Here is a 25,379-nt window from a genome sequence, read left to right on the forward strand (position 1 = left end):
ATCCCTGTGAAACCTGCGGTCAGTCGATGCGTTTGGCGGACTTGATGTAGACCGGATCGGCCGGCACATCGCGCATGCCTTTCTTGACGGTGGTCGGTGAATTGACGATCTGGTCTACCACCTCCATGCCCTTGGTCACTTTGCCGAACACGGCGTAACCGGCGTCGCGGCCCGGATTGAGAAAATCGTTGTCGGCGACGTTGATGAAGAACTGGCTGGTGGCCGAGTTCGGGTTGGAGGTACGCGCCATCGACAGCGTGCCACGGGTGTTCTGCAGGCCGTTGCTGGCCTCGTTCTTGATCGGGTCCTTGGTGTCTTTCTGGACCATCTGGTCGGTGAAACCGCCGCCCTGGACCATGAAGCCCGGGATCACCCGGTGGAAGATGGTGTTGTTGTAGAAGCCGCTGTCGACGTACTCGAGGAAGTTCTTGGTACTGACCGGCGCCTTCTCGGCATTCAGTTCGATTTCGACCTGGCCGAAGCTGGTGTCCAGCAGTACGTGCGGGGTCTTGTCGGAGGCCATGACGCTGGTGGCGAAGGCGACCGAGCAGGCGGTGAGCAGGAGTTTTTTCAGCATGGGCTCAAAGATCCTTGAGAGGTGGAAGCGGCTGCAAGGAACTGCAGCAGGGTCTGGTTGAAGACCTCGGGTTGGTCGAGGGGTGTAGCGTGCCGGGAATCGTCGATGACCACCAGCCTGGCGTGGGGCATCAGGGCGACGTAGCGTTCTTTCAGTTGTATCGGGGTGTAATCGTGGTCGGCGGCGATCACCAGGGTAGGACAGTGGATCTGGCCGATGCGTTCCTGCACGCCCCAGTCGACGATGGCGTCGAAACTCTTGAGGTAGGCGCGCTTGTCGTTGCGTGCCCAGCGCTGGGCCATCTTGTGCCGCAGTTCGGCCTGCTGCGGTTTGGGGAACAGCCGCTCGGCCAGGCCCTTGCCGACGGTTTCGACACTGAGCAGGCGCGCCAGGCCCCAGCGCTTGAGCCACCATGCCCAGTCACTGCGGGTGCGGCGCTTGACCTCGGGGGCGCTGTTGACGATGCACAGGCTGCGCAGCCACTGCGGGTGATCGACGGCGAACTGGAAGCCGACCATGCCACCCATGGACAGGCCGACGAAGTGCACCGGGCCGGTGTGCAGGTGTTCGAGCAGGGCCAGCAGGTCGGCACTGAAGGTGGCGATCTGGTAGCCGTCGCGTGGCTTATCGGAGCGGCCGTGGCCGCGGATGTCCATGAGGATTACCCGGTAGTGGTGGCTGAGCACCGGTACCTGCAGCTCCCAGTCCTGGCAGCTGGAGCCCAGGCCATGCAGCAATACCAGGGGTTCGCCCTGGCCATATTCCTCGTAATGCAGTGCGCATCCTTCGTGTTCGAAATAGGCCATGGGCGCGGTCCTCTCAGGCTTGTGGGGGGGCTGCGAAGGGCACGTCCAGTGGCGCGGTGTCGAAATTGCGCAGCAGGTCGATGAGAATCTGCGTAGCCGGGCCCAAGGTCTTCTCTTTGCTCGAATAAAGGTAGAACAGTGGGTGGCGGCTGCCACCCTGATCCAGCGGCAACGGCTTGAGCACGCCTTCGCGCAGCTCGCGCTCGATCATGTGGCGGGGCAGCCAGGCAAAGCCCAGACCACTGCTGACGAAGGTAGCGGCGGTGCCCAGGCTACCGACGGTCCAGCGTTGCTCGGCACCCAGCCAGCCGACATCGCGCGGCTGGGCGCGGCCGGAGTCGCGGATTACCACCTGCAACTGGCTTTCCAGGTCCTGGAAGGTCAGTTCGCGGCCCAGGCGGTGCAGGCTGTGTTCGGGGTGGGCGACGGCGACGAACTCCACCGCGCTCAGTTCGGCGCCCAGGTAGCCGCCGATGCTGTAGCTGCTGATGGCCAGGTCGGCGATGCCTTCGTGCATCACTTCCTCGACGCCAGACAGCACTTCTTCACGCAGGCGTACCCGGCAGCCACGGCTCTGCGGCATGAACGCGGCCAGGGCGCGTACCAGGCGGGCACTGGGGTAGGCGGCATCGACCACCAGGCGTACCTCGGCCTCCCAGCCCTGTTCCATGTGGTGGGCAAGGTCCTCGAGCTGGCTGGCCTGCTTGACCAGGTGGCGCGAACGGCGCAGCAGGACATTGCCGGCCTCGGTGAGCACCGCCTTGCGGCCGTCGATGCGCAGCAGCGGCACGCCCAGTTGCTCCTGCATGCGGGCCACGGTGTAGCTGACCGATGACTGCGAGCGGTGCAGTGCCTCGGCGGCCTGGGCAAACCCACCGTGATCGACCACTGCCTGCAGGGTTCGCCACTGGTCAAGGGTTACGCGCGGCGCTTTCATCTTTCGCTCCTGTTGTCCTAAGCTGCGCTCTTTCAAGGAGAGCGGCCCATGAAGAAATGTTGTGCGGCAATACTGATGTGCCTGCCCCTCGGGGCCATGGCTTATCCCATCGACGTTGAGAAGGAACTGACCGGGGTAAAGCTCGACTACACCGCCTATGACACGGCCTATGACATTGGCGCCATCACCCTCAACAACTATGGGCAGGTACCGGCCGCGTGCAAGGTGACTTTCCGCAATGGCCCCGAGGCACCACGGGTGCGCCGGGTGAACGTACCGGCCGGTAAAAGCGTCGATGTCACTGCCAAGTTCAACCGGCAGATCATCAAATTACGGATCGCCTTGAACTGCAGTGCAGAATAAACTGATAAATCGATAGATTGAACCCACTTTTTACGCTTTTTTATCGATAGGTCAAGCCGTAATCTCACCTCCATCGAATCGCAACCCTTTTTGCCGATGGAGGCCCCCCATGTCCCGCGTACTGATCATCGAAAGCAGCGCCCGCCAGCAGGATTCCGTTTCCCGTCAGCTGACCCGTGATTTCATCCAGCAGTGGCAGGCCGCCCACCCGGCCGATCAGATCAGTGTGCGCGACCTGGCCGTGAACCCGGTGCCGCATCTGGACGCCAACCTGCTGGGTGGCTGGATGAAGCCCGAAGAACAGCGCAGTGCTGCCGAGCTGGACGCCTTGGCCCGCTCCAACGAACTGACCGATGAGCTGCTCGCCGCCGACGTGCTGGTGATGGCTGCGCCGATGTACAACTTCACCATCCCCAGCACCCTCAAGGCCTGGCTGGACCACGTGCTGCGTGCCGGCATCACCTTCAAGTACACCCCCACCGGCCCGCAGGGCTTGCTGACCGGCAAGCGCGCCATCGTCCTGACTGCCCGTGGCGGCATCCACGCCGGCGCCACCAGCGACCACCAGGAACCGTACCTGCGCCAGGTAATGGCCTTCATCGGCATTCACGATGTCGACTTCATCCATGCCGAAGGCCTGAACATGAGCCCTGACTTCCACGAGAAGGGCGTCAACCAGGCCAAGGCCAAGCTGGCGGCGGTGGCCTGAGGCTTAGCGAATTCCCAACCCTGACACCTGTTGTTGCTCCTTTGGGTGTACCTGCCCGGCCTGCATGGCCGGGCTTTTTTTTTTATATTTGTGCACATGCGGTCTGCTTTTGCTCTGTGTAGGAGCGGCCTTGTGTCGCGAAAGGGCTGCAAAGCAGCCCCGGCAGTATGTGCTGCTGTGCAGAGATCCCAGGGGCGCTTCGCACCCCTTTCGCGACACAAGGCCGCTCCTACATAGACCGCGTGCGCTGCCGTCCTTACTTTCCTCATGGTTGAACTCATTTGCCGCAACCCGCTAAGGTCGCGGCCTTGATCCACGAGAGGCAACCATGGGCTACCTGATAATTGTCGCGCTGATCCAGGCGTTTTCCTTCAGCCTGATCGGCGAGTACCTGGCCGGGCACGTCGACAGCTACTTTGCCGTTCTCGCGCGCGTGGTGCTGGCTGGCCTGGTGTTCCTGCCGCTGACCCGCTGGCGCCAGGTCGAGCCGCGCTTCATGCGCGCGATGCTGCTGATCGGCGCGCTGCAGTACGGCATCACCTACGTCTGCCTGTACCTGAGCTTTCGCGTGCTCACCGTGCCGGAGGTGCTGCTGTTCACCATTCTCACGCCGTTGCACGTGACGCTGATCGAAGACGCCATGAACCGGCGTTTCAACCCTTGGGCGCTGCTCGCAGCGCTGGTGGCGGTGGCCGGCGCGGCGGTGATCCGCTTCGACACCATCAGCGGCGAGTTCTTCATCGGCTTCCTGCTGCTGCAACTGGCCAACTTCACCTACGCCGCCGGCCAGGTGCTGTACCGCCACCTGGTTGCACGCCACCCCAGCGACTTGCCGCACTACAAGCGCTTTGGCTACTTCTACCTGGGCGCGTTGATCGTGGTGTTGCCGGCCTTCCTGCTGTTTGGCAACGCCCAGCACTTGCCGACCACCGATGTGCAGTGGCTGGTGCTGCTGTTCCTGGGCCTGTGCCCGACGGCGCTGGGCCTGTACTGGTGGAACAAGGGCGCCTGCATGGTTTCGGGCGGGACGCTGGCGGTGATGAACAACCTGCATGTGCCGGTAGGGTTGCTGCTCAATCTACTGATCTGGAACCAGGACGAGCCATTGGGCAGGCTGTTCATCGGCGGGGCAGTGATCCTGGCGTCGGTGTGGATGAGCCGCCTGGGTACCCTGACGTTATCAAGCAAGCCATGGCGCAGCCAGCTATGACGCGTTCGTTACTGAACCCAAATCCCGCCGGTACCTACCCGATAATCATGAAAACAAAATCGGGAGACCGGCGTGAAGCTAGAAACGCGAAGTATCGAATTTGTCCCACACGCCGAGCGTTATGGCACGCCTAAACGATTGTTCACCATCTGGTTCAGCTCCAATTTCCAGATAACCGCCCTGATGGTCGGCACCCTGGGCGCTGCCTCGGGGCTGAGTCTGGGCTGGACCTTGCTGGGCCTGTTGGTCGGCAACCTGATCGGCACAGTGTTCATGGCCGCGCATTCTGCCCAGGGGCCTCACCTGGGCGTGCCACAGATGATCCAGAGCCGGGCCCAGTTCGGTGTCCATGGTGCCGCGCTCCCTCTGCTGGTGATGGTCACGGCCGCAGTCCTGTTCCTCGCCGCCAGCGGCGTGCTGATGCGCAATGCCCTGCAGGCGCTGGTGCCCATGAGCGATGACCAGGCGATCGTGGTGGTCGGCTTGCTGACTTTTGTCATCGGCTTTGTCGGCTACGAGCTGATCCACCGCCTGGGCGCGTGGATGAGCCTGTTGTCCACACTGGTTTTTGCTGGCGCCCTGGTGCTGATCCTTCTGCACCCCGGCGACATGGCAACCACAACGGCAGTGAGTACCGGCTTCTCGTTCACCGCCTTCAACCTGATCGTGGCCCAGTCGGCCTCCTGGACGCTGGGGTATGGCCCCTATGTAGCCGATTACTCGCGCTACCTCCCGGCCAACGTCAACCCACGCGCCACCTTCTGGGCCACCTATTGTGGTTGTGCGCTGGGCTCCTTCGCCATGATGGCGCTCGGCGCGCTGGTGGCGGTGGAACTGCCCTCGGCACTGGGGCATGACCCGGCGACAGCCATTGCCGCGTTGTTCGGCCCGTGGGCGCCGCTGGCGCTGGCAGTGATTGCACTGGGGGTGATCCAGTACAACGTCTTGTGCCTGTACAGCGCCTACATGTCGTCGGTCACGATCTTTGGCGCCTTCAAGACCATCCGGCGCGTGACCGCGACTGCCAAGGCCTTGGTGATGGCTGGGCTGACCGCAGCGGCAACGGTGATCGCCATCGCCACCCAATACAATTTCGATACGTTCTTTGCCGACATCCTGATCGGCCAGCTGTACCTGTTGATCCCATGGAGCGCTATCAACCTGGTGGATTACTACTGGGTATGCCGAGGCCACTATGATGTCGGGGCGCTGTATGACTCCAAGGGGCGTTACGGCTGCTTCAATCGTCGAAGCCTGGCGGTGTACGCCGTGTCGATCATCGGTACCATCCCGTTCATGAAGCTATCGTTCTACACGGGGTTCGTGGCCGAGTGGCTGGGGGCGGACATCAGTTGGGCGATGGGGTTGATCCTGGCGGGTGCGTTGTATTGCATGCTCCACAGCCGCGAAAGCAAGCCGCTTTCGACAACCAGGAGTGCGCTGCGCTGACGCGGCCTTGAGACGGGAAGGGGCTGTACAGCAGCCCCGGCAATCTCAATCTCATCTCTGCAGTAAGCTCATGGTCTGGCCGGACTGCCGCATCTCCAAAGCACACGGACAGCGTTTTAAACCGAGTGAGGGCGAGAGAAAAGCGATACCCCCAGTTGGTCATCTAGATTTAAGGCAAGTTACGGAGGTGGCCATTAGCGGTTTGGTTGGGTTTAATCCGCAGATAGATCTCCCATAACCTTGCACATCAGCACCGCTACGCCATTCTTCATCGGCGGTGTAGAGCACTTAAAGCTCAATCCGAATGCTATGTTGACTTAGCTTCAGTCTCGGGCTCCTCATCCTCAGCATCTTGCGCCTTACCAAGTGGTGTAGTCATTTTCTCAAGCTCCATCAATCTCATTTCAGATCCGATATCCTTTGCAAGGTGCGACTTCAGAAGTTCGATTTTTAGCCTGGTTCGCAGGTAAAACTTCTCTTTCGGATCGATACCCAAGTCTTCTGCGGTAGAGAATACGGTATTTTTCGCTAGCACGAGCAATTTGGCCAAGGTCAAACGTTCTTCTTGGATGCTGAAGATCTTTCTCAAGAATGCCGAGCCGATGAGCCAAGAATAGTAGATCGCTGCCCCTAGTGCGACTGCAAGCGGGATTCGAAGCAGCAATGCTGCAATCATGTCTTCTCGCGCAGCATAATGGGTAAATACTAGGTTGCTCGCGCCGTTATGAATCAGAAATGCACATAGGCCAATGGTAAGGCAGGGCAATATCATCAGTGCGAGATAGATTCTTGCTTGTGCCTTGCCTTCCTTTACGTAGTCAGTGAACTCATCCGAGATTACGCTTCGGTCGTTCACCAGACTTGATAGTTCTTGTTTTAGGGAGGCGATTTCGTCGTTAAGAATTTTGCGCTCCCGATCGAGTTGTTGCGCATTGCTACGTTTTGCCTCAATTTCTGCGTTGAACTTGTTCAGATCGCTTTCAGACTCTTTGATCGATGCCTTGACCTGACCTAGTGTAGCCATTTCTTTATTGACATTGGCTGAAAGTTCAGCTGACTCAGTGGTTAAAGTTTCGATCGATTCAGCTAAAGAGGTTGACTTGGCGGTCAGTTCATCATGGCTGGCCTGCAGGTCGCTGACCTCCGATCGAGCCTGCTTGATGAATTCTGCAATGTTATTGTTTGCGGTAATATAGTTTTGAATGCCGGCTTTTGTTTTCTGTATATTGATAAAGTTAAAGCCGAAAATGTCAATTTTTCTAAGTGTTGGTTTCGAGAGTTTGTTGCTGGTCTTGATTGAAAACTTTACGCAGAACTCGTTGATGATAGCTACAGATGCGCCTCTCGTTTCTGGTGGGACTGAGACAGTTCGAGTGGTGCCTTCTGATGTATAAATGACCAGTTCAATCCCTTTTTGGTTGGCGCCCGTAAAGTGAATGCGGCGTAAAAATATGGGGTTGGTAGTGGTGAAAAAACGCTCCCGTTTGTCGAGAGAAACATCGCTTACATTAATGGTATCTTCTTTTAATAGCTGTTCATAAAGCGTTGTAGTAGTAAAGAGTTTATTGATATTCGCAACGTTGAATGACAGGCTGCTAAGGTTGCCAGCCAGCTCATCAAAATTCACCAGATTTACCGTCACCTTTCACCCCCTCCATCCTGAGATGTCAGTCTGATATTATCTGGCGACTCAACTATTTTCCATAGGTAAATTTGGTTGAGGCAGGGGCGTGGACTTTCTGGTCGTTGTACCGGATCGCAGCGTAGCAAAAAGTCGCTGGCAGATCTCAAGAACATCGCGGTGTGACCGTGCTATCCAGGCCCATGGGATTTTTAACACTGCGTCGTAGAGACAGCGTCGTTTCGTAGACCATGTCCAGGTATCTGACGCCGGATCGTTTCAGACCAAAGTCGGTTTGGTGCTTGACGTTGCCACCGAAAACTAACTCTCAGTGAATTCAAGTGCCCTAGGATCGGTCATCAGGCAAGGCTCGCTAACCTGGCCGCAAACGTGTGTCGTCGGGCTGTCGATGGTTATCTTAAACAGACGGTGTAGCCTTTCGCTTGCCGCACATCAGAGCATACGTTCAGACATTTCCTGAGTATAGCTTCGCGATTGCTGGCACCGATCCCCATGGTTGGTACGGCTCAATCAGTCGCTACAATCCCTGGCTGTAATGACGAGATGACATCCTCCTGAGAAACCGTATTCGCTAATTGCGCAGGCTGGAAGAGATCGCGACACTTTGCCATCATAGAGTTACTTTCCATTGATGGCGGGGCCCCTAAATCTCAGCGGTCAAGGGGCGGCGATTGGATTTCTCAGGATTTTGTACAGAGTCTAACGCCGTCGTTCAGTATGCATCGCCAGCGTCACCTGCTGTACACCTAACGGCTAAAAAAATCGGATTTTGCTTCTTTCTTGTAGGGCATTTCCCAAAGATACTGCCAGCCATTGTGGTGTTCCGGGTTGACCACTAGTCTCGGCTGGTCGTTGCGATTCAACGACCGGCTTTGACAGGCCGACTCAAATTGCAATTTATAGCTTTGCCTTCAATGGCGGCTGTGCGTGGGGCACCTTCGGGTGCGCCGGGTTTCTCAATTTGAGGGTTACACCATGCTGAACATAGTCCCCGATCCACCCTGCAACCTCCACTCCCTGGAAGACACGCTGCTGATGGCCGCGGATTACGCGCTATGCGCCGAAGTCGTTGCTCAGCAAGCCGTTTTGATGCAACCCAGATCACCCGTCTCGGTATTGATGATGGCGTCAATGCACGAGCTGGAGACCCTCCGCAAGTTGCTTGAATCAGCGCTGGCTCAAGTCCAAAAACCAGCGGATCCGCAGACGCTGCATTAATCCGCATCATGATTCGCCTGGGGCTGCCTCTGTGGGAGCCCGGCTTGCCGGCGATAAGGCCAGCCCAGGCACTAGAGATTTCGGGGGAGATTGAACGATGTCTACAGAAGAAACCAAATTCACCGTCGGCAAAACCACTTTCTACCAAGGTGAAAACCAGACCCATCCGCTGTTCCGTATCGAAGCCGGCATCCCTTGCCAGAGCGCCCGCGAACAAGCTTCGGAGCTGATGGGCTACGCGCGGGACATGACCCTGGACGGCTTGATGGAAGACAAACCCCAGCTAATCTGGGCTTCGCACTACCTCTGTGCCTTGGCCAAGGCGCTCATGGATGATGCTGAACTGGGCATGATGAAAAACCCTTGAACCACCCTCAGGCGTAATGCCAGTCAGTCAAGCAATTTGGGGCCGCTTTGCGGCCCATCGCCGGCAAGCCAGCTCCCACAGGGGATCGCACCAACTTTTAGAATATAAGCAAGACAGTTGCTCCCCCAGGTACTGCACACCTCTCGAATTTTGCGCGGTGCCTGTGGGAGCTGGCTTGCCGGCGATGGGCTGCGAAGCAGCCCCGGCAATATCAAGCCTCGCTCATGTCTTCCAGCCGACGCGGCACAGGCTCCTGCGATACACGCCCGCTCAACCCCGCCCGCATGTCGTTGCCACTTGGCTGCTGATACAGGCTCAAGCCAAACTCCGGCAACACCGCAAGCAGATAATCGAAGATATCCCCCTGAATCCGCTCGTACTCAGCCCACGCCGTGGTGGTGGTAAAGCAGTAGATCTCCAGCGGCACGCCCTCGGCGGTGGTCTGCATCTGCCGCACCATGCAGGTCATGTTCGGGTGCACGTTGGGGTGATTCTTCAGGTAGGCCAGGGCAAACGCCCGGAAGGTGCCGATGTTGGTCAGCTTGCGGCGGTTGGCCGACAGCTCGGCCACTGGCCCCAGGGCTTCGTTCCAGCTTTGCAGTTCCTGGCGCTTGCCCGCCAGGTAATCGCGCAGAAGGCTGACCTGGGTGAGCCGCTGTTCTTCCTCGCGAGTCAGGAACCGCACGCCAGCCGCATCGATGAACAGGCTGCGCTTGATGCGTCGGCCACCGGACTGCTGCATGCCGCGGTAGTTGCGGAACGACTCGCTCATCAGGCGCCAGGTGGGGATGGAGACGATGGTCTTATCGAAATTCTGCACCTTCACCGTGTGCAGGGTGATGTCCACCACATCGCCATCGGCACCCACCTGGGGCATTTCGATCCAGTCGCCCACGTGCAGCATGTCATTGCTGGTCAGCTGCACACTGGCGACGAACGACAGCAGGGTGTCCTTGTACACCAACAGCAGCACCGCCGACATGGCACCCAGGCCCGACAGCAGCAACAGCGGCGAGCGGTCGATCAGGGTGGCGACGATGACGATGGAGGCGAAGATCCACAGCATCATCTTGGCCAGTTGCACGTAACCCTTGATAGAGCGGGTGCGGGCGTGTTCGGTGCGGGCATAGATGTCGAGCAGGGCATCCAGCAGGCACGACAGCGCCATGGTCATGAACAGCAGGGTAAAGGCCAGGGCGACATTGCCGAGGAAGTGCTGGGCGGTGTCGGACAGCTCGGGCACCAGTTTCAGGCCGAACTGCAGCACCAGTGACGGCGTGGTCTGTGCCAGGCGGTGGAACACCTTGTTGTTGCGCAGGTCGTCCAGCCATTTCAGCGCTGGCTGGCGGGCCAGCAGGCGGGCGCCATGCAGCACCAGGAAGCGTGCCAGGCGGCCGATGACCAGGGAAATGAGCAGCAGCACCGCCAGGCCAATGGCCGCGTGCAGCATCGGATGTTGGTCAAGGGTGCCCCACAGGTCGAGGGAGTCACGCCAGATTCGTTGGATATCCATGGGCTTGCGTACAGTCTTGTTGCCAAACGAAGCGCCATTAGAGCGCGGATGGCGACAAAGTTGCCAAAAGAAATTCGGCTAAGGCGGCAGAAAACGTTACCCTATGCAACTGAATTTTCCGCACTTGCCTGAGGTTACCTCCGTGTTCTCCCAATTCGCCCTGCACGAACGCCTGCTTAAAGCCGTGGCCGAGCTTAACTTTGTCGAGCCAACCCCGGTGCAGGCCGCGGCCATCCCCCTGGCCCTGCAAGGGCGTGACCTGCGCGTGACCGCGCAGACCGGCAGCGGCAAGACCGCGGCCTTCGTGCTGCCGCTGCTCAACCGCCTGGTCGACCTGCGCGAACGCCGCGTCGAGATCCGTGCGCTGATCCTGCTGCCGACCCGTGAACTGGCCCAGCAGACCCTCAAGCAGGTACAGCTGTTCTCGCAGTTCACCTACATCAAGTCGGGCCTGGTTACCGGCGGTGAAGACTTCAAGGAACAGGCCGCCATGCTGCGCAAGGTGCCGGATGTGCTGATCGGCACCCCGGGCCGCCTGCTCGAGCAGCTCAATGCGGGCAACCTCGACCTGTCCCACGTACAGGTGCTGATCCTCGACGAAGCCGACCGCATGCTCGACATGGGCTTCGCCGAAGACATGGAGCGCCTGTGCAAGGAGTGCGAGAACCGCCAGCAGACCCTGCTGTTCTCCGCCACCACCGGTGGTGCGGCCCTGCGCGACATCATCGGCAAGGTGCTGAAAGACCCAGAGCACCTGATGCTCAACAGCGTCTCGCAGCTGGCCGAAGGCACCCGCCAGCAGATCATCACCGCTGACCACGACCAGCACAAAGAGCAGATCGTGCAGTGGCTGCTGGCCAACGAAACCTTCGACAAGGCGATCATCTTCACCAACACCCGCGCCCTGGCCGACCGCATCTACGGCCACCTGGTGGCCAAGGACGTGAAGGCCTTCGTGCTGCATGGCGAGAAGGACCAGAAGGACCGCAAGCTGGCCCTGGACCGCTTCAAGCAGGGCAGCTCCAAGGTGCTGGTGGCTACCGACGTTGCGGCCCGTGGCCTGGACATCGACGGCCTGGACCTGGTGATCAACTTCGACATGCCGCGCAGTGGTGACGAGTACGTGCACCGCGTGGGCCGTACCGGCCGTGCCGGTGGCGAAGGCCTGGCGATCTCGCTGATCACCCACAACGACTGGAACCTGATGTCGAGCATCGAGCGCTACCTCAAGCAGCAGTTCGAGCGCCGGGTGATCAAGGAAGTGAAGGGCACCTACAACGGGCCTAAGAAGGTCAAGGCCTCGGGCAAGGCGGCTGGCAGCAAGAAGAAAAAAGTCGAGAAGAAGACCGGTGACAAGAAGGCGGCCGCCAAGCGCAAGCCAACCGCCAAGCCGAAGGCCAATGCACCGCTGGCCAGCGCCGACGGCCTGGCGCCGCTGAAGAAGCGCAAGCCTGCGGCTGAGTAACGCTCGGTAACGGTGTTAGCTTCTTCGCGGGTGAACCCGCTCCCACAGCGACCCTACAGGCTTCCAGGCCTGTGCGATCCCTGTGGGAGCGGGTTTACCCGCGAAAAGGCCAGCACAGGCGGCCACTATTCAGCCTTTTTCTCCGCCTCTTTCAACTCCTTGATCCGCTTGTCGATCAGCTGACACTTGTCGGGCAAATCCTTGCTCGCCGTCCCAAGCTCCATCCCTTGCAGCTCGTCATTGATCTCCTTGGCCTTCTGCGGGTTCTGCTCGGTCAACTGGGTGACCAACCCGGCCAGCTCTTCGCGTTTCTGCGTTGCTTCTTCCGGTGTGCAGGCCCAGGCGGGCAGGGCGCAGAACAGGGCAGTGGCGCAGGCAATGGGCAGCAGCAGTTTCATCCTTCCTACCTCCGGCGGTGGTGATGCCCGGTGGAGGCATGCGCCTGGCCGTTAGTTCAGCGCCTTCGACCGGTGGCACTTCATGGTCAGCCTGTCCCCAACAACGCCAGCGCTGAGATATTTCGGAACGCTGGGCAACCTCGACAGGTCCCAACCTGTGTACCCCTTCCGTCCACAGCAGGAGCCCGTAGCCATGAGCATCGCCTACGACTGGGACCTGATCGAGCGTTTGCTGCACGAGGTGCAGAACGGCGCCGGTCACAGCTTCACGCCACGCCCCTATGCCGAGCAGCACGCTGCGGCACTGGCTGCCAAGGGGGAGCCGGTGGGCGACCTGGACCACCTGAAAACCCGTGCCTGCGAATACGAAAGGTTGTTGTTCGAGCGTGGATTCATCGAAACCCGGCCCGAAGAGGATGGCGGCAATGGCGAGAACTTCGTGCTGACCGAGCGCGGTTCGCGGCTGATGAGCCTGATCGACAGCAGCATTCCCGGCTTCGAGCACCCGCGCCAGGTGCTGGACGAGCAGGAGGATGCGCTGGACGAAACCACCTTCGAGCAGGTGTCGGCGAAGGCACAGATCGCCTGAGGTCGTTTTGAGGCTGGCAAGGGCGGCCATGGAAACCCGATAATCGGTAGTTCCTGAACACTGCCGAGCCCTTGCCCATGCCAATGACCACCGCAGAGGCCCGCCTATGAGCGCGGTCCGCAAGAACCCCGACGCCTTTGCCTTCCAGGTGATGCTGGGGCTGTGCCTGATCTGGGGCTGCCAGCAGGTGTTGATCAAGACTGCCGCCATCGATATTGCGCCGGTGATGCAGGCGGCCCTGCGCAACGGCATCGCCGCCGTGCTGGTGGGCCTGATGCTGTGCTGGCGCGGGGGCTGGGAGCAGGTCGGCAGCACCTGGCGTGCCGGGGTGGTGGCGGGCGGGCTGTTCGGCCTGGAGTTCCTGTTCATTGCCGAGGGGCTGAAGCTGACCTCTGCGGCGCACATGTCGGTGTTCCTCTATACCGCGCCGGTGTTTACCGCGTTAGGCCTGCATTTCAGGTTGCCCAGCGAACGCCTGCGGCTGCTGCAATGGCTGGGGATCCTGCTGGCCTTCGGCGGCATTGCCATGGCGTTTGCGGGCGGCATGTCGTTCGAGCACATGGATGGCCGCACCCTGCTGGGGGATGCCTTTGGCGTGATCGCCGGGCTGGCCTGGGGGGCGACCACGGTGGTGGTGCGTTGCTCGCGGCTGTCGGAAGCACCGGCGACCCTGACCCTGTTCTATCAGCTGGCGGTGGGCTTTGCCGGGTTGCTGCTGATTGCCTTGCTCAGCGGCCAGATCGGCGCGGTCACGCTGACGCCGCTGGCGATGGGCAGCGTGCTGTTCCAGGGGATTGTGGTGTCGTTCATCAGCTACCTGACCTGGTTCTGGTTGCTGCGCAAATACCTGGCGTCGAACCTGGCAGTGTTCTCGTTCATCACCCCGCTGTTCGGGGTGACCTTCGGCGTGTTGTTGCTGGATGAGCCGCTGAGCCTGAACTTTGTGGTTGGCGCGTTGATGGTGCTGCTGGGGGTGGTCCTGGTGAGTGCCGAGCCTTGGGTGAAGCAGCAGTTGCGTAAGTTTGTGGGGTGAGTTTTAGCCTGTTACGGCCTCTTCGCGGGTAAACCCGCTCCCACAGGGGCCGCACAATCTTCAAGGCCTGTGCAGTCCCTGTGGGAGCGGGTTTACCCGCGAAGAGGCCGGCACGGGCAGCCACGATTCAGGATGCTGCCTTGGCCTGACAGGCGCTGCCCTGCTGTGCAGAGCTGCCAAACAGCACCAGCCCCCCAGCCACCACCAACCCACCCGCAGCCACCATCAGCGCCGGCTGCAGCCCGCCGCTGTAATGGCTGCTGACCGCCGCCAGCAGCGGCCCACTCAATTGCCCCAAGGCAAAACAGGCTGTCAGCAGCCCGGCATTGCGCTGCGTGGCATGCGGCGCCAGCTCCCGCGAACGTTGCATCACCAGCTGCATGCAGGCCAGGAACGGCCCGCCACACAGCACCACGCCCAACGCCAGCCCGACACCCCCGCCCATCAGGCAGGCCAGTACACCCAGCCCCTGCAGCCACAGGGTGGCCGTGAGCCAGGCCGAGGTGCGGCCGCCACGCCGCAGGCTCACCAGCAGCACCCCCAGCGCCGCCGCCAGGCCAAACGCCGGCCAGAACAGGTCGGCCAGCCACTGCCCGTGGAACTGCTGGTTGGCCATTTGCGACAGGAAGGTGGCCGGCAGGATGTAACCCACGCCATACAGCGCATACACCAGCCCCAGGCGGCCGATGCCGACACTGCGCGTCGGGCCCTGGCGTGCAGCCGACGGCACCGGCGCCGCTTGCAGCGCCCTTGGCAGCCAAGGCCGGACCGCCAGCAGCATCACCAGCGCGGCCACGGCATAGATCAGCCACAGTGCTGCCGAGCCCAGCCCCCACAAATGCGCCACCAGCGCCAGCAAACCCGTCAGCGCAATGCCCAGCCCAGGCCCCGCGAACACCAGGGCACCCAGGCGCTGGCGGTTGTTTGCATTGGCCACCTGTTGGCTGAGGCTGGTGATCATCACCAGCACCCAGGCGCTGGCCACGCCGGTGCCGAAGCGCAGCAGCAGGTGGCTCCAGAACCCGTCTGCGGCCCATGAGGCCAGGGTCAGCAGCACGCACAGCCACAGCCCACCGTGCAGGCGCAGGCGCACCTGGCCCGGCGAGCGAGCGAACATGGCATCGACCGCGCCGATGAAGTAACCCAGGTAGTTGGCCGCGGCCACCAGCCCGGCGACCGTCAGGTCGAACTGGCCTTCGGCGATCAGTTGCGGCAGCTGCGGGGTCAGGGCGAAACGGCCGATGCCCATGGCCATCATCAGCGCCACGGCGCTGGCCAGCAGTTGAATGAGTGGCGACATGACGAGTCTCCTGCACGGATGTAAGCGATGGCTGGCAGGTTAGGGCGGTTTATTTTTCAATAAAATTGAATAATGATGATCAAGTTGTTCTGTTTTGGAGAATGCCGTGGAATTCAGCCAACTACGTATCTTCCAGGCCGTGGCCGAGGAAGGTTCGGTCACCCGTGCCGCAGAGCGCCTGCATCGGGTGCCATCGAACCTGTCGACACGCTTGCGCCAGCTCGAGGAGCAACTGGGTGTCGAGCTGTTCCTGCGCGAACGCCAGCGCCTGCAGCTGTCGCCGGCGGGCAAGGTGCTGCTGGACTACGCCAACCGCATGTCAGCCTTGCGCGACGAGGCGCTGGCCGCCGTGCGTGGCGGCCAACCGGCCGGGGACTTCGTGCTGGGGACCATGTACAGCACGGCGGCGACCCATTTGCCGGGGTTGCTGGCGCGTTATCACCAGGCCTACCCGGCGGTTAACCTGCAGGTGCGTGCGGCGCCCAGTGGCGAGCTGCTGGAAGGCCTGCTCAACCACACCTTGGACGCGGCCCTGGTGGACGGGCCACCAAGCCTTGCCGGGCTCGATGGCGTGCCGCTTTGCGATGAGCAGCTGGTGCTGATCACCAGCCCCGAGCACCCTGCGGTACACACTGCCAAGGATGTGGCGGGCAAGGCGGTGTTCACCTTCCGCCAGGGCTGCTCGTACCGCATGCGCCTGGAGGCCTGGTATGCCCATGCCCATACGCCAATGGGCCGGGTGATGGAAATCGAGTCGTACCAGAGCATGCTGGCCTGCGTGATCGCCGGCGCGGGTGTGGCGATGATGGCCAGGTCGATGCTCGACAGCCTGCCCGGGCGCGACCGGGTGCGGGTGCACCAACTGCAGGCGCCGTTCGATCAGGCGGTCACCTGGTTGATGTGGCGCCAGGGCATGCGCGGGGCAAATTTGCAGGCCTGGATCGACCTGCAACAAAGCGAAACGATTAACCAGTCGTCGGAATGCGCCGTTACGGCTTGATCCGTATCAAAATGGCCCGTATCTGTAGGTTTAGAGGCATGCGTAATACAGGACATAGGGCTATGATCTGTATGAAACATCGCAGGATTGAATTGCCGTGAGGCTGACCCGTCAAGGGGGCATTATGAATAAACCACTGTCCAACTGGCTCCACGACCTGGCTGTCGCCTTGGGGCTGATTCCACCACCCTTGCAGCCGGTGCCGATCCCGACTGATGAAGAGCAGCGCAAACGCCAACCGCGTCGTCGCTGATACAGACAAAGGCCGCTGCACCTGGGTGGGTGCAGCGGCCTTTTTGTGTCTGCCAGTTGTGTGTTGCCTGTACCGGCCTCTTCGCGGGTAAACCCGCTCCCACAGGTACCCCACAGCACTCGAGACCTGTGATATTCCTGTGGGAGCGGGTTTACCCGCGAAAGGGCCTGTACAGGCAGCCGCGATCTATCAGGCCAGCTTCACCGCCGCCACCGATTTACGCGACATCAGGCTGACCACCACAAAGCTCACCAGACCAACCGCCAGGCTGTAGTAGATCGGCGTATTGGCCTCCAGCCCATCCTTGAACATGAACAGCAGCGCGGTGGCAAAGCCCAGCGACATGCTGGCGATAGCCCCGGCGGTGGTAGCGCGCTTCCAGAAGATCGCGCCGATCAGCGGGATCAGCATGCCGCCGACCAGCAGGTTGTAGGCCAGGGTCAGGGCATTGATCACATCGTTCACCACCAGGGCGATGCCCAGCACCACCAGGCCGGTGAGCAGGGTGAACAGGCGGCTGACGCCCAGGCTCGACGCCTTGCCGCCACGCAGCTTGGGCAGCAGGTCTTCGGTCAGGGTGGTCGATGCAGCCAGCAGGCCGGCGCTGGCGGTGGACATCATGGCGGCCAGCGCCGCTGCCATCAGCAGGCCACGGATGCCATCGGGCAGGGTGGTCTTGATCATCTCGGCAAAGGCATTGTTCGGGTTGGCCAGGTCGGGCATCAGCACATGCGCGGCCATGCCGATCGCGGCGCAGGCCAGGCCGTACAGTACGCAGTACACACCGGCGGTGGTGCCGGCGCGCTGGCAGACCTTCTCGTCACGGGCAGTGAACACCCGCTGCCAGATATCCTGGCCGATGAGGATGCCGAAGAAGTAGATCAGGAAGTAGGTGATGATGGTGTCCCAGCCAATGGTGGTCAGCTGGAAGCTGGCCGCCGGCAGCTTGGCCACCAGGGTGTCCCAGCCACCGGCCTTGTACAGGCACACTGGCAGCAGGATGAACATCAGGCCGACGGTCTTGATCACGAACTGGACGATGTCGGTCAGGGTGAGCGACCACATGCCGCCGATGGTCGAGTACAGCACCACCACACCACCGCCCAGCAGCAGCGAGGCCCAGAACGGCAGGTCGAGCAGCACCTGCAATACGGTGGCCATGGCCAGGGTCGAGGTGACGCCGATCATCAGTGCGTAGGCCAGCATGATCACGGCGCTGGCCTGGCGTGCGGCCGGGTTGTAGCGCTGCTCCAGCACCTGGGTCACGGTGAAGATGCGCAGGCGCAGCAAGGGTTTGGCGAGGAACAGGTTGAGGGCGATGATGCCCAGGCCCAGGGCTGCGCACAGCCAGAAGCCGGAGATGCCGTGGACGTAGCCCAGGCGCACGGTGCCGACGGTGGAAGCGCCACCGAGCACGGTGGTGGCCATGGTACCCATGTACAGGACCGGGCCGAGGTTGCGCCCGGCCACCAGGTAGTCCTCGTGGGTTTTCGCGCGCCGCATGCCATACCAGCCAAGCCCGAGCATGCCGGCGGTGTAGATCATTACAACAATGATGTCCAAGGCCATTGGGGGTCTCCCGATTATCTTTATTATGGCGAGATCGACCACGCGGGCGGGTTCACGGCGCCCGGCGGTCTTGTCGTGTTGTTGGCGGGCCTCAATGGCCCTCCCATATGGCTCCTGCCGGGGTGTAGCAAGTACTGCGGGCGCTTTCTGTAGGAGCGGCCTTGTGTCGCGATCGGGCCGCAGAGCGGCCCCGGCAGGCTATGCGACACCGCCACAGTCCGGGGGCCGCCTTGCGGCCCGGTCGCGACACAAGGCCGCTCCTACAAAGGGCCGTCGTTTACCGGCGGACAACGCCCGGTAGCACGCAGAGCATCTCGAACAGCAGGTTGGCACCGAGCAGCGAGGTGTTGCCGGTGGTGTCGTAAGGCGGGGAGACTTCGACAAGGTCACAGCCGATCAGGTCCAGGCCGTGGCAGCCGCGAATGATCTCCATCGCCTGGATGGTGGTCAAGCCGCCGATTTCCGGGGTGCCGGTACCAGGCGCCCAGGCCGGGTCGATGCCATCGATGTCGAACGACAGGTACACCGGGCCACCGCCGACCTTTTCGCGCACCTCGGCCATCAGCGGTTCCAGCGACTTGTGCCAGCACTCTTCGGCCTGGACCACACGGAAGCCCTGACGGCGGCTCCAGTTGAAGTCATCGGCGGTGTAGCCCTGGGCGCGCAGGCCGATCTGCACCACGCGCTCGCAATCGAGCAGGCCTTCTTCCACGGCGCGGCGGAAGGTGGTGCCGTGGGCGATCTTCTCGCCGAACATGTGGTCGTTGACGTCGGCATGGGCATCGATGTGCACCAGGCCGATCTTGCCGTGCTTCTTGTGCAGCGCCCGCAGGATCGGCAGGGTGATGGTGTGGTCGCCACCCAGGGTCAGCGGAATGATGTTGTGCTCGAGGACCTCGTCATACGCTTCTTCGATGATGCGCACGGCGTCCAGCAGGTTGAAGGTGTTGATCGCCACGTCACCGATGTCGGCCACCGACAGCGAGTCGAACGGTGCAGCCCCGGTGGCCATGTTGTACGGGCGGATCATCACCGATTCGGCGCGGATCTGCCGCGGGCCGAAGCGGGTGCCGGAGCGCAGCGAGGTACCGATGTCCAGTGGCACGCCGATGAAGGCGGCGTCCAGGCCTTGGGCACTTTGCAGGTGGGGGAGACGGAGCATGGTGGCGATGCCGCCGAAACGCGGCATTTCGTTGCCGCCCAGTGGTTGGTGGAGGATCTTGTCCACGGTGGGCCTCATCAGTCGGTCGATTGTTCTGTTTGTTCGAACCTGTGCCGCCGCGCGCCTTCCAGGTGTGGTCTTGCCGGCGGGCAGGGACATTTCGGCCAAGTCTGCTGAAGGTAGTGCCGGGGAAAAATCGCTACCGGCAAATACTTAGTTCAGGAATTTCTGAACTAAAGGCCGGCAGAGCGGTTAGACTGCGCGCAAACACCCTTGCGGAACCGTTGCACCATGGCCTCGACCTTGCCCGACCTGAAACTGCTGCGCATCTTCGTCAGCGTGGTGCGCCACCAGGGCTTTGCCAATGCCCAGCGCGAGCTGAACCTGTCGACTTCGGCCATCAGCACCTACATGAGCCAGCTGGAAGGTGCCCTGGGGATCGTACTGTGCCACCGCGGCCGTGGCGGCTTCAGCCTGACCAGCAAGGGCGAGCTGTTTCACCAGGAAACCCTGCGCCTGCTGGCCGAGCTGGACGGTTTCGAACAGTACGCCGCCGCCCTCAAGGGTGAGTTGCGCGGCACCCTCAACCTGGGGGTGATCGACTCCACGGTCGGTGACCAGGCCTTGCCGCTGGCCGAAGCCATCGGCGCCTACAGCCAGGAACACCCGGCGGTGCACCTGCACCTGTCGGTGTCCAGCCCTTACGAGCTGCAACTGGGCGTGCAGGACAACCGCCTGGACCTGGCGATCGGGGCGTTTTCCTCGCGCATGAGCGGGCTGCTCTACCAGCCGCTGTACCGTGAGCAGCACTGGCTGTACTGCAGCAGCCGCCACCCATTGTATGCCGAACGGCGTATCCCCGAGCAGGTGGTGACCCAGCAGCGCATGGTCGGGCGTGGCTACTGGAGCCAGGCCGAACTGGCCCGGCATGGCTTCAAGCACAGCGCGGCGACGGTGGAGAGCATGGAGGCGCAGTTGATCCTGATTCTCTCCGGGGCCTATATCGGCTACCTGCCCGAGCACTATGCCCAGGCCTGGGTCGACAAGGGCGACTTGCGCGTGCTGTCGCCGTCCACCTTTGGCTACCAGGCACCGTTCTCGCTGATCATTCGCCGCGGGCGCAGCCGCGAACCGTTGATCCAGACTTTCCGCGACCTGCTGAAAAGCCAGCTCAACGTGGGTTGAAGTCCGGCACATGCTGTATTTCGTCGGCCCCCGTTAAATTGTTGGTGCCGCTGACCGACAACATAATGGCGCCCTGCTATATATCAAATCAGTGTGTGCTGCTGACTTCCTCCCTTTAATCCTGCAAGGATTGCCCAAGATGCGCATGAATTTGCCCGTCACTGAGCACGAAAGAACCTTTCCCAACGATCAGCGCCTGATTTCCACCACTGACCTCAACAGCCGCATCACCTACTGCAACGACGCTTTCGTGGCGATCAGCGGGTTCACCTACGACGAGCTGGTCGGCCAACCCCACAACCTGGTGCGCCATCCGGACATGCCTCCGGCCGTGTTCGGCCACATGTGGGAAACCATCAAACAAGGCAAACCGTGGATGGGCGTAGTCAAGAACCGGGCGAAGAACGGTGATTACTACTGGGTCAGCGCCTATGTCACGGCCGTCTACGAGCAGGGCCGCATCAGTGGCTACGAGTCGGTGCGCTCGGTGCCCACCCGTGAGCAGATCCGCCGCGCCGAGGCGTTGTACGCGCGCTTGCGGGCTGGCCGCGCGCCGGTGCCGTGGGCGGCCCGTCTGGGGTATGGCCTGGGTCACGGTTGGCCATTGATCGGTGCGGGCCTGCTGTCGGCGGCGGGCTACCTGTGGCTACCGCCCTACGCGGCGCTCGGGGTGCTGATGGCCAGCCTGCTTCTGGCCTGGTATCTGGTCGAGCACCGGCAGAACCAGGCCATCCGCCGCACGCTGGCCGAGCACCCCAAGGCCTTCACCAGCCCGCTGGTGGCACTGACCTACAGTGACAACCCAGGCCTGCAAGGCCAGCTGGATCTTGCCATCATCAGCGAGGAAGCACGCCTGCAAACGGCCTTGACCCGCCTGGTGGATGCCGGGGTCGGGGTGAAGTCGCGGGCGGCGCAGTCGTCCGACTTGTCCGATGCCCAGGCACAGATGCTCGACCGCCAGCGCAGCGAGACCGACCAGTCCGCCGCCGCCATCGCGCAGATGGCGGCGACCATTCAGCAGGTTACCCATAACGTGCAGAGCACGGCGCACGCAGCGGGCGATGCCGACCAGCTGGCGCAGCAGGGCAGCGAGCTTGCGATGCAGAGCCTGCAAGCCATGGGCAGCATGAGCAATGCGGTCAACGACATCGGCCAGGCCGTCAATGCCCTGGCCGAGCAGACCCAGTCGATCGGCAGCGTGGTCGATGTGATTACTTCGATCGCCGAACAGACCAACCTGCTGGCGCTCAACGCGGCCATCGAGGCGGCGCGCGCCGGCGAACAGGGGCGCGGGTTTGCCGTGGTGGCGGATGAGGTGCGATCGCTGGCCCAGCGCACCCGTGCCTCGACCGAGGAGATCCACCAGATCATCGCCTCGTTGCGCGCCGGGGCAGAGCGCGCGGTGAGCACCGCCAGCCGCGGCGAACAGATCTCGCGGGACAGCGTGCACAGTGTCGAGGCGGTGCAGGCAGCGTTGAGCGGGATTGCCCAGGCGGTCAGCCGCATCACCGGCATGAGCCAGCAGATGGCGACGGCGTCGGAGCAGCAGAGCCATGTGGCCGAGGACATCAACCAGCAGATCGTGCGCATAGCCCACCTGTGCGACCAGAGTGCCGGGCAGGCCAGGCAGGGCGCGGAAATCAGCCAGGACCTGGAGCGCATGGCGGAGTACCTGCATAGCCTGGCGGAGCGGTTCAATCGTTGAGATTGCCGGGGCCGCCTTGCGGCCCTTTCGCCGGCAAGCCAGCTCCCACAGGATCACCACAGGCCTGGGCCTTGTGCAATACCTGTGGGAGCTGGCTTGCCGGCGAATGGCCCGCAAAGCGGGCCCCGGTTCTGTGGCAAACTGTTTCCGCCAAGGAGAACCCCATGCCCAGACCCCGCTGCGAGCGCTGCCAGCGCCCGCTCGACCATTGCCTCTGCCCACTGATCCCCGCACTCGACAGCCGCACCCGCGTCATCCTGCTGCAGCACCCCAGTGAAACCACCCATGCCCTGAATACCGCACGCCTGGCCGCCCTTGGCCTGAACAATGCCGAGTTGCGGGTAGGCGAGGTATTCGATGACCTGAATGAATTGCTGGCGACCCCCGGTTACCGGCCAGCCCTGCTGTTCCCGGGTGACGACGCCCAGGAATTGGTGGCCTATGGCGAGACGGACGACCAACCCTTGCTGTTGATCGTGCCCGACGGCACCTGGCGCAAGGCGCGCAAGCTGTTGTACCTGAACCCGTTGCTGGAAGCGTTGCCGCGGGTGACGCTGGGCGCTGTCGCGCCTTCACGCTACCGCTTGCGCAAGGCGCCGGAGGCGGGGGCGTTATCGACTATCGAGGCGGTGGTGGGAGCGCTGAACGCGTTGGAGCAGCCTGCCTGTTTCGATGCGCTGCTGGCACCGTTCGAGGCGTTGATCGAGGGGCAGATCAGGGCCATGGGTTTGGAGACGTTCCAGCGTAACCATGGTAGCGAGTGAGGGCAGGGGGCTGCTTTGCAGCCCATTCGCAGCACAAGGCTGCTCCTACAGATGTTGCGCGCTTTCCTGTAGGAGCAGCCTTGTGCTGCGAATGGGCCGCAAAGCGGCCCCGGCTATCTCGAACCCGATCAACGCATATCAGGCAAACGCGCCTCGGTGCGTACTTCAGTGGTAGCCAGCGCTTCCGGCGGCAGCGAAATACGCTGCTTGCTCAGCAGCTCGCCCATGGTCGCCAGCACGCGGTAGCGCGAGAACTCCTCGGTATAGCGCACCTCGGTGTAGCGGCGGTCGGCGTTGTACAGCTCGTTTTCACTGTCGAGCACGTCGAGCAGGGTACGTTGGCCCAGGCCGAACTGGTCCTGGTAGGCAGCACGTACGCGCTTGGTGGTCTCGGCGTATTCACGCGCGGTCGGCAGCTGCTTGCTGGCGTTGTTCATGGCGTTCCACGCCAGGCTCAGGTTTTCGGTCAGCTCACGCAGGGCGTTGTTGCGGATGTCCAGGGCCTGGTTGATCTTGTGCGCGTCGGACTGCAGGCGAGCCTTGTCGCTGCCACCGCGGAACAGGTTGTAGTTCATCTCCACGCCAGCTTGCCAGTCGTTGTTGTTGTGGCCTTTCTCGCCGCCGGTGTTGTTGTTGGCACCGGTAGCCAGAATGGCGTCGAAGCGAGGGTAGAAGGTCGACTTGGCCACTTCGTATTGCTGCTCGGCAGCATTCACGTCAGCCTGGGCAGACTTGATGTACGGGTTGTTCTGGCGCATGCCGTCGCGGGCTTCGTCGAGGGTGCCAGGCACCTCGCCCTTGATGGTCTGCGGGCTTTCCAGCTCGTCCGGCATGCGGCCGACGACGCTGAAGAAGTTGGCCTCGGCATCGGCCAGGTCGACTTCGGCGGTATCCAGGTTGTTTTCCGCCAGGGCGCGACGTGCGCGGGACTGGTCAAGGTCGGCGGTGCTGCCGACGCCGCGCTCGTTGCGCAGGCCGATCTGGTCGTTGACTCGCAGGTGGGCTTGCAGGTTGTTCCTGGCCAGGGTCACCAGTTCACGGCGCTTGAGCACTTCCAGGTACACCTCGACTGCACGCAGGGCGACATCCTGGGCAACGGCCTGGGTGTAGTAGGCGCGGGAGGTGGAGACTGCTTCGGTGCGGCCCACTTCATTCGAGGTGTTGAAGCCGTCGAAGATCATCTGCCGCAGGCGCAGTTCGGACTGGGTGTAGTTGAGGGTTTCCTTGTTGTGGTTGCCCTCGGCACGCGTCGTGGTGTTGTCCGAACGCTGGCGGCCATAGCCGGCGACCAGATCCACGGAAGGGTAGTAGCCACCACGCGCGAACTTCACATCTTCATCGGCCGACAGCTTGCTGTTGCGGTTGGAGCTGACCTGCGGGTGGTAGTCCACGGCGCTCTGGACAGCCTCGGTGATCGACATCGCCTGTACGTTGGCACTCGCCAGGGCCAACAGTAATGCACTGGTGATGGGGTTCAAAACGCGCATGCTACATCTCCCTGATTCTGGAATTTATCCTGCTGCTCGCCAAAAAAATGACGATAAAGTTAATGCATATAGTGTTGCAGGTTTTTAATAACACAGCTAAGTACATTCAACGCGATAGATAAGAAGATTTCTTCATATCAAATTGCCATATAATATATAAATTGTCTAATAGGCTCGCAGAAGGACCCAGGGAATGGCAGCGGAAAAGTCCATGAAAGCCAATTAATACGGGGGTTTAGCAGAGTTCCAGAATCATTTCGGATAAGGAGAATAATCGTTAGGCGAAATTGATATTTGGCGACAGAATATTGTCACTTTGGCTTGTGCAAAGTTTTCTGGCTGAGGATGTACAGGCTTACCAGTACGGCGCTGGTCAACATGAAGGTGCGCGCCCAGAACAGGGGCACCAGATAGCACGACAGGCCGATGCTGGCCCACATCAGGCCGATGGCGTAGACCTTGCCCTTGAGGGGGATGCCTTCACCACTGAGGTAGTCACGGATCCATGGCCCGAGCTTGGGGTGATGGACCAGCCAGTGGTGAAAGCGCGGCGAGCTGCGGGCAAAGCAGGCGGCCGCCAATAGCAGGAACGGGGTGGTGGGCAATACCGGCAGGAATATCCCCAACACCCCCAACGCGACGCTGAGCCAGCCGGTGGCCAGCAGCAGGTAGCGCACA

Annotated in this window: 25 protein-coding genes; 14 read left to right on the forward strand and 11 right to left on the reverse strand. The window is 61.6% G+C overall.

Features of this window, described 5'->3' with window-relative positions:
• Positions 1–19: 19 nt before the first annotated feature.
• The 3 genes from CAG46_RS03495 to CAG46_RS03505 are packed head-to-tail and all read right to left on the reverse strand — an operon-like array spanning position 20 to position 2,320.
• Positions 20–577, reverse strand: coding sequence for a peptidylprolyl isomerase (locus CAG46_RS03495; protein WP_085618620.1), 558 nt, complete (start codon positions 575–577; stop codon positions 20–22).
• On the reverse strand, positions 571–1,383 hold the full coding sequence (locus tag CAG46_RS03500) for an alpha/beta fold hydrolase (RefSeq protein ID WP_085618618.1): 813 nt from the start codon (positions 1,381–1,383) through the stop codon (positions 571–573). The genes CAG46_RS03495 and CAG46_RS03500 overlap by 7 nt, the downstream gene beginning before the upstream one ends.
• Positions 1,384–1,396: 13 nt before the next feature.
• Positions 1,397–2,320: a LysR family transcriptional regulator gene (locus CAG46_RS03505; protein WP_012273620.1), complete on the reverse strand. Its 924-nt coding sequence runs from the start codon at positions 2,318–2,320 to the stop codon at positions 1,397–1,399.
• A 48-nt stretch (positions 2,321–2,368) separates the two neighbouring features.
• On the opposite strand from CAG46_RS03505, the gene CAG46_RS03510 reads away from it, so the two are divergent.
• From CAG46_RS03510 to CAG46_RS03530, 4 genes are all read left to right on the forward strand, one after another.
• Positions 2,369–2,683 (forward strand): hypothetical protein, encoded by a 315-nt coding sequence (locus CAG46_RS03510; protein ID WP_012051530.1) that lies wholly within the window; start codon positions 2,369–2,371, stop codon positions 2,681–2,683.
• 109 nt (positions 2,684–2,792) lie between these two features.
• The gene (locus tag CAG46_RS03515) at positions 2,793–3,392 is read left to right on the forward strand and encodes an FMN-dependent NADH-azoreductase (protein ID WP_025340170.1); all 600 of its coding nucleotides are present in this window, start codon (positions 2,793–2,795) and stop codon (positions 3,390–3,392) included.
• 328 nt (positions 3,393–3,720) lie between these two features.
• Positions 3,721–4,602 (forward strand): carboxylate/amino acid/amine transporter, encoded by an 882-nt coding sequence (locus CAG46_RS03525; RefSeq protein ID WP_085618614.1) that lies wholly within the window; start codon positions 3,721–3,723, stop codon positions 4,600–4,602.
• Between the two features lie 72 nt (positions 4,603–4,674).
• A complete protein-coding gene (locus CAG46_RS03530; RefSeq protein ID WP_085618612.1) occupies positions 4,675–6,051 on the forward strand; it encodes a cytosine permease in 1,377 nt (458 codons plus the stop codon).
• A gap of 307 nt (positions 6,052–6,358) precedes the next feature.
• On the opposite strand, the gene CAG46_RS03535 is transcribed toward CAG46_RS03530, so the two are convergent.
• Positions 6,359–7,693, reverse strand: coding sequence for a hypothetical protein (locus tag CAG46_RS03535; protein ID WP_085618609.1), 1,335 nt, complete (start codon positions 7,691–7,693; stop codon positions 6,359–6,361).
• A gap of 975 nt (positions 7,694–8,668) precedes the next feature.
• Here CAG46_RS03535 and CAG46_RS03540 point away from each other — a divergent pair.
• Both CAG46_RS03540 and CAG46_RS03545 read left to right on the forward strand, forming a co-directional pair.
• Positions 8,669–8,911 carry a hypothetical protein gene (locus CAG46_RS03540; RefSeq protein WP_085618607.1) on the forward strand — a complete coding sequence of 81 codons (243 nt, stop codon included), beginning with the start codon at positions 8,669–8,671 and terminating at the stop codon, positions 8,909–8,911.
• A gap of 97 nt (positions 8,912–9,008) precedes the next feature.
• Positions 9,009–9,278, forward strand: a complete 270-nt coding sequence (locus tag CAG46_RS03545; protein ID WP_085600479.1) for a DUF3077 domain-containing protein — start codon at positions 9,009–9,011, stop codon at positions 9,276–9,278.
• A gap of 211 nt (positions 9,279–9,489) precedes the next feature.
• Here CAG46_RS03545 and CAG46_RS03550 read toward each other — a convergent pair whose 3' ends face one another.
• Complete coding sequence (locus tag CAG46_RS03550) at positions 9,490–10,791, reverse strand: mechanosensitive ion channel family protein (protein WP_075045985.1); 1,302 nt, start codon at positions 10,789–10,791, stop codon at positions 9,490–9,492.
• A 103-nt stretch (positions 10,792–10,894) separates the two neighbouring features.
• Between CAG46_RS03550 and CAG46_RS03555 the strand changes: the two genes are divergently transcribed.
• Positions 10,895–12,256, forward strand: coding sequence for a DEAD/DEAH box helicase (locus CAG46_RS03555; RefSeq protein ID WP_039612590.1), 1,362 nt, complete (start codon positions 10,895–10,897; stop codon positions 12,254–12,256).
• Between the two features lie 125 nt (positions 12,257–12,381).
• Here the strand turns inward: CAG46_RS03555 and CAG46_RS03560 are convergent, their stop codons facing one another.
• On the reverse strand, positions 12,382–12,654 hold the full coding sequence (locus CAG46_RS03560; RefSeq protein WP_025340165.1) for a hypothetical protein: 273 nt from the start codon (positions 12,652–12,654) through the stop codon (positions 12,382–12,384).
• Positions 12,655–12,847: 193 nt separating this feature from the next.
• Here CAG46_RS03560 and CAG46_RS03565 point away from each other — a divergent pair, with 193 nt between their 5' ends.
• Together CAG46_RS03565 and CAG46_RS03570 are read left to right on the forward strand one after the other, a co-directional pair.
• A complete protein-coding gene (locus tag CAG46_RS03565; RefSeq protein ID WP_013973698.1) occupies positions 12,848–13,243 on the forward strand; it encodes a hypothetical protein in 396 nt (131 codons plus the stop codon).
• Between the two features lie 106 nt (positions 13,244–13,349).
• Entirely contained in the window at positions 13,350–14,276 is a 927-nt protein-coding gene (locus CAG46_RS03570) for a DMT family transporter (protein WP_075045983.1), read from the forward strand.
• 127 nt (positions 14,277–14,403) lie between these two features.
• Here the strand turns inward: CAG46_RS03570 and CAG46_RS03575 are convergent, their stop codons facing one another.
• Positions 14,404–15,576, reverse strand: a complete 1,173-nt coding sequence (locus tag CAG46_RS03575; RefSeq protein ID WP_025340157.1) for an MFS transporter — start codon at positions 15,574–15,576, stop codon at positions 14,404–14,406.
• A 106-nt stretch (positions 15,577–15,682) separates the two neighbouring features.
• Between CAG46_RS03575 and CAG46_RS03580 the strand changes: the two genes are divergently transcribed.
• Both CAG46_RS03580 and CAG46_RS29020 read left to right on the forward strand, forming a co-directional pair.
• Positions 15,683–16,576 (forward strand): LysR family transcriptional regulator, encoded by an 894-nt coding sequence (locus tag CAG46_RS03580; RefSeq protein WP_015271294.1) that lies wholly within the window; start codon positions 15,683–15,685, stop codon positions 16,574–16,576.
• Positions 16,577–16,700: 124 nt separating this feature from the next.
• Positions 16,701–16,829: a PA1414 family protein gene (locus CAG46_RS29020; RefSeq protein WP_009683677.1), complete on the forward strand. Its 129-nt coding sequence runs from the start codon at positions 16,701–16,703 to the stop codon at positions 16,827–16,829.
• Between the two features lie 189 nt (positions 16,830–17,018).
• Here the strand turns inward: CAG46_RS29020 and CAG46_RS03585 are convergent, their stop codons facing one another.
• Both CAG46_RS03585 and speB read right to left on the reverse strand, forming a co-directional pair.
• Positions 17,019–18,398, reverse strand: a complete 1,380-nt coding sequence (locus tag CAG46_RS03585) for a sodium:solute symporter (RefSeq protein WP_025340155.1) — start codon at positions 18,396–18,398, stop codon at positions 17,019–17,021.
• Between the two features lie 277 nt (positions 18,399–18,675).
• Complete coding sequence (speB, locus tag CAG46_RS03590) at positions 18,676–19,626, reverse strand: agmatinase (RefSeq protein ID WP_025340154.1); 951 nt, start codon at positions 19,624–19,626, stop codon at positions 18,676–18,678.
• A gap of 225 nt (positions 19,627–19,851) precedes the next feature.
• Between speB and CAG46_RS03595 the strand changes: the two genes are divergently transcribed.
• The 3 genes from CAG46_RS03595 to CAG46_RS03605 all read left to right on the forward strand — a co-directional run bounded on the left by CAG46_RS03595 (position 19,852) and on the right by CAG46_RS03605 (position 23,214).
• Positions 19,852–20,745: a LysR family transcriptional regulator gene (locus tag CAG46_RS03595; RefSeq protein WP_025340153.1), complete on the forward strand. Its 894-nt coding sequence runs from the start codon at positions 19,852–19,854 to the stop codon at positions 20,743–20,745.
• A 139-nt stretch (positions 20,746–20,884) separates the two neighbouring features.
• Entirely contained in the window at positions 20,885–22,450 is a 1,566-nt protein-coding gene (locus CAG46_RS03600) for a PAS domain-containing methyl-accepting chemotaxis protein (protein WP_025340152.1), read from the forward strand.
• A 164-nt stretch (positions 22,451–22,614) separates the two neighbouring features.
• On the forward strand, positions 22,615–23,214 hold the full coding sequence (locus CAG46_RS03605) for a tRNA-uridine aminocarboxypropyltransferase (protein WP_085618605.1): 600 nt from the start codon (positions 22,615–22,617) through the stop codon (positions 23,212–23,214).
• A gap of 128 nt (positions 23,215–23,342) precedes the next feature.
• Here the strand turns inward: CAG46_RS03605 and CAG46_RS03610 are convergent, their stop codons facing one another.
• Both CAG46_RS03610 and CAG46_RS03615 read right to left on the reverse strand, forming a co-directional pair.
• A complete protein-coding gene (locus CAG46_RS03610; RefSeq protein ID WP_085618603.1) occupies positions 23,343–24,701 on the reverse strand; it encodes a TolC family outer membrane protein in 1,359 nt (452 codons plus the stop codon).
• Between the two features lie 311 nt (positions 24,702–25,012).
• Entirely contained in the window at positions 25,013–25,378 is a 366-nt protein-coding gene (locus CAG46_RS03615) for a YbaN family protein (protein WP_025340149.1), read from the reverse strand.
• Position 25,379 lies beyond the last annotated feature (1 nt).

This window comes from Pseudomonas sp. B23(2017) (assembly GCF_002113725.1).
In the GTDB taxonomy this organism is placed as follows: Bacteria; Pseudomonadota; Gammaproteobacteria; order Pseudomonadales; family Pseudomonadaceae; genus Aquipseudomonas; species Aquipseudomonas putida_Z.

Bases quoted from the DNA above. Each gene is read 5' to 3' on its own strand.
- CAG46_RS03495 (WP_085618620.1), bottom strand. From the start codon at position 577: ATGCTGAAAAAACTCCTGCTCACCGCCTGCTCGGTCGCCTTCGCCACC.
- CAG46_RS03500 (WP_085618618.1), bottom strand. From the start codon at position 1,383: ATGGCCTATTTCGAACACGAAGGATGCGCACTGCATTACGAGGAATAT.
- CAG46_RS03505 (WP_012273620.1), bottom strand. From the start codon at position 2,320: ATGAAAGCGCCGCGCGTAACCCTTGACCAGTGGCGAACCCTGCAGGCA.
- CAG46_RS03510 (WP_012051530.1), top strand. From the start codon at position 2,369: ATGAAGAAATGTTGTGCGGCAATACTGATGTGCCTGCCCCTCGGGGCC.
- CAG46_RS03515 (WP_025340170.1), top strand. From the start codon at position 2,793: ATGTCCCGCGTACTGATCATCGAAAGCAGCGCCCGCCAGCAGGATTCC.
- CAG46_RS03525 (WP_085618614.1), top strand. From the start codon at position 3,721: ATGGGCTACCTGATAATTGTCGCGCTGATCCAGGCGTTTTCCTTCAGC.
- CAG46_RS03540 (WP_085618607.1), top strand. From the start codon at position 8,669: ATGCTGAACATAGTCCCCGATCCACCCTGCAACCTCCACTCCCTGGAA.
- CAG46_RS03545 (WP_085600479.1), top strand. From the start codon at position 9,009: ATGTCTACAGAAGAAACCAAATTCACCGTCGGCAAAACCACTTTCTAC.
- CAG46_RS03550 (WP_075045985.1), bottom strand. From the start codon at position 10,791: ATGGATATCCAACGAATCTGGCGTGACTCCCTCGACCTGTGGGGCACC.
- CAG46_RS03555 (WP_039612590.1), top strand. From the start codon at position 10,895: ATGCAACTGAATTTTCCGCACTTGCCTGAGGTTACCTCCGTGTTCTCC.
- CAG46_RS03560 (WP_025340165.1), bottom strand. From the start codon at position 12,654: ATGAAACTGCTGCTGCCCATTGCCTGCGCCACTGCCCTGTTCTGCGCC.
- CAG46_RS03565 (WP_013973698.1), top strand. From the start codon at position 12,848: ATGAGCATCGCCTACGACTGGGACCTGATCGAGCGTTTGCTGCACGAG.
- CAG46_RS03570 (WP_075045983.1), top strand. From the start codon at position 13,350: ATGAGCGCGGTCCGCAAGAACCCCGACGCCTTTGCCTTCCAGGTGATG.
- CAG46_RS03575 (WP_025340157.1), bottom strand. From the start codon at position 15,576: ATGTCGCCACTCATTCAACTGCTGGCCAGCGCCGTGGCGCTGATGATG.
- CAG46_RS29020 (WP_009683677.1), top strand. From the start codon at position 16,701: ATGAATAAACCACTGTCCAACTGGCTCCACGACCTGGCTGTCGCCTTG.
- CAG46_RS03585 (WP_025340155.1), bottom strand. From the start codon at position 18,398: ATGGCCTTGGACATCATTGTTGTAATGATCTACACCGCCGGCATGCTC.
- CAG46_RS03595 (WP_025340153.1), top strand. From the start codon at position 19,852: ATGGCCTCGACCTTGCCCGACCTGAAACTGCTGCGCATCTTCGTCAGC.
- CAG46_RS03600 (WP_025340152.1), top strand. From the start codon at position 20,885: ATGCGCATGAATTTGCCCGTCACTGAGCACGAAAGAACCTTTCCCAAC.
- CAG46_RS03605 (WP_085618605.1), top strand. From the start codon at position 22,615: ATGCCCAGACCCCGCTGCGAGCGCTGCCAGCGCCCGCTCGACCATTGC.
- CAG46_RS03610 (WP_085618603.1), bottom strand. From the start codon at position 24,701: ATGCGCGTTTTGAACCCCATCACCAGTGCATTACTGTTGGCCCTGGCG.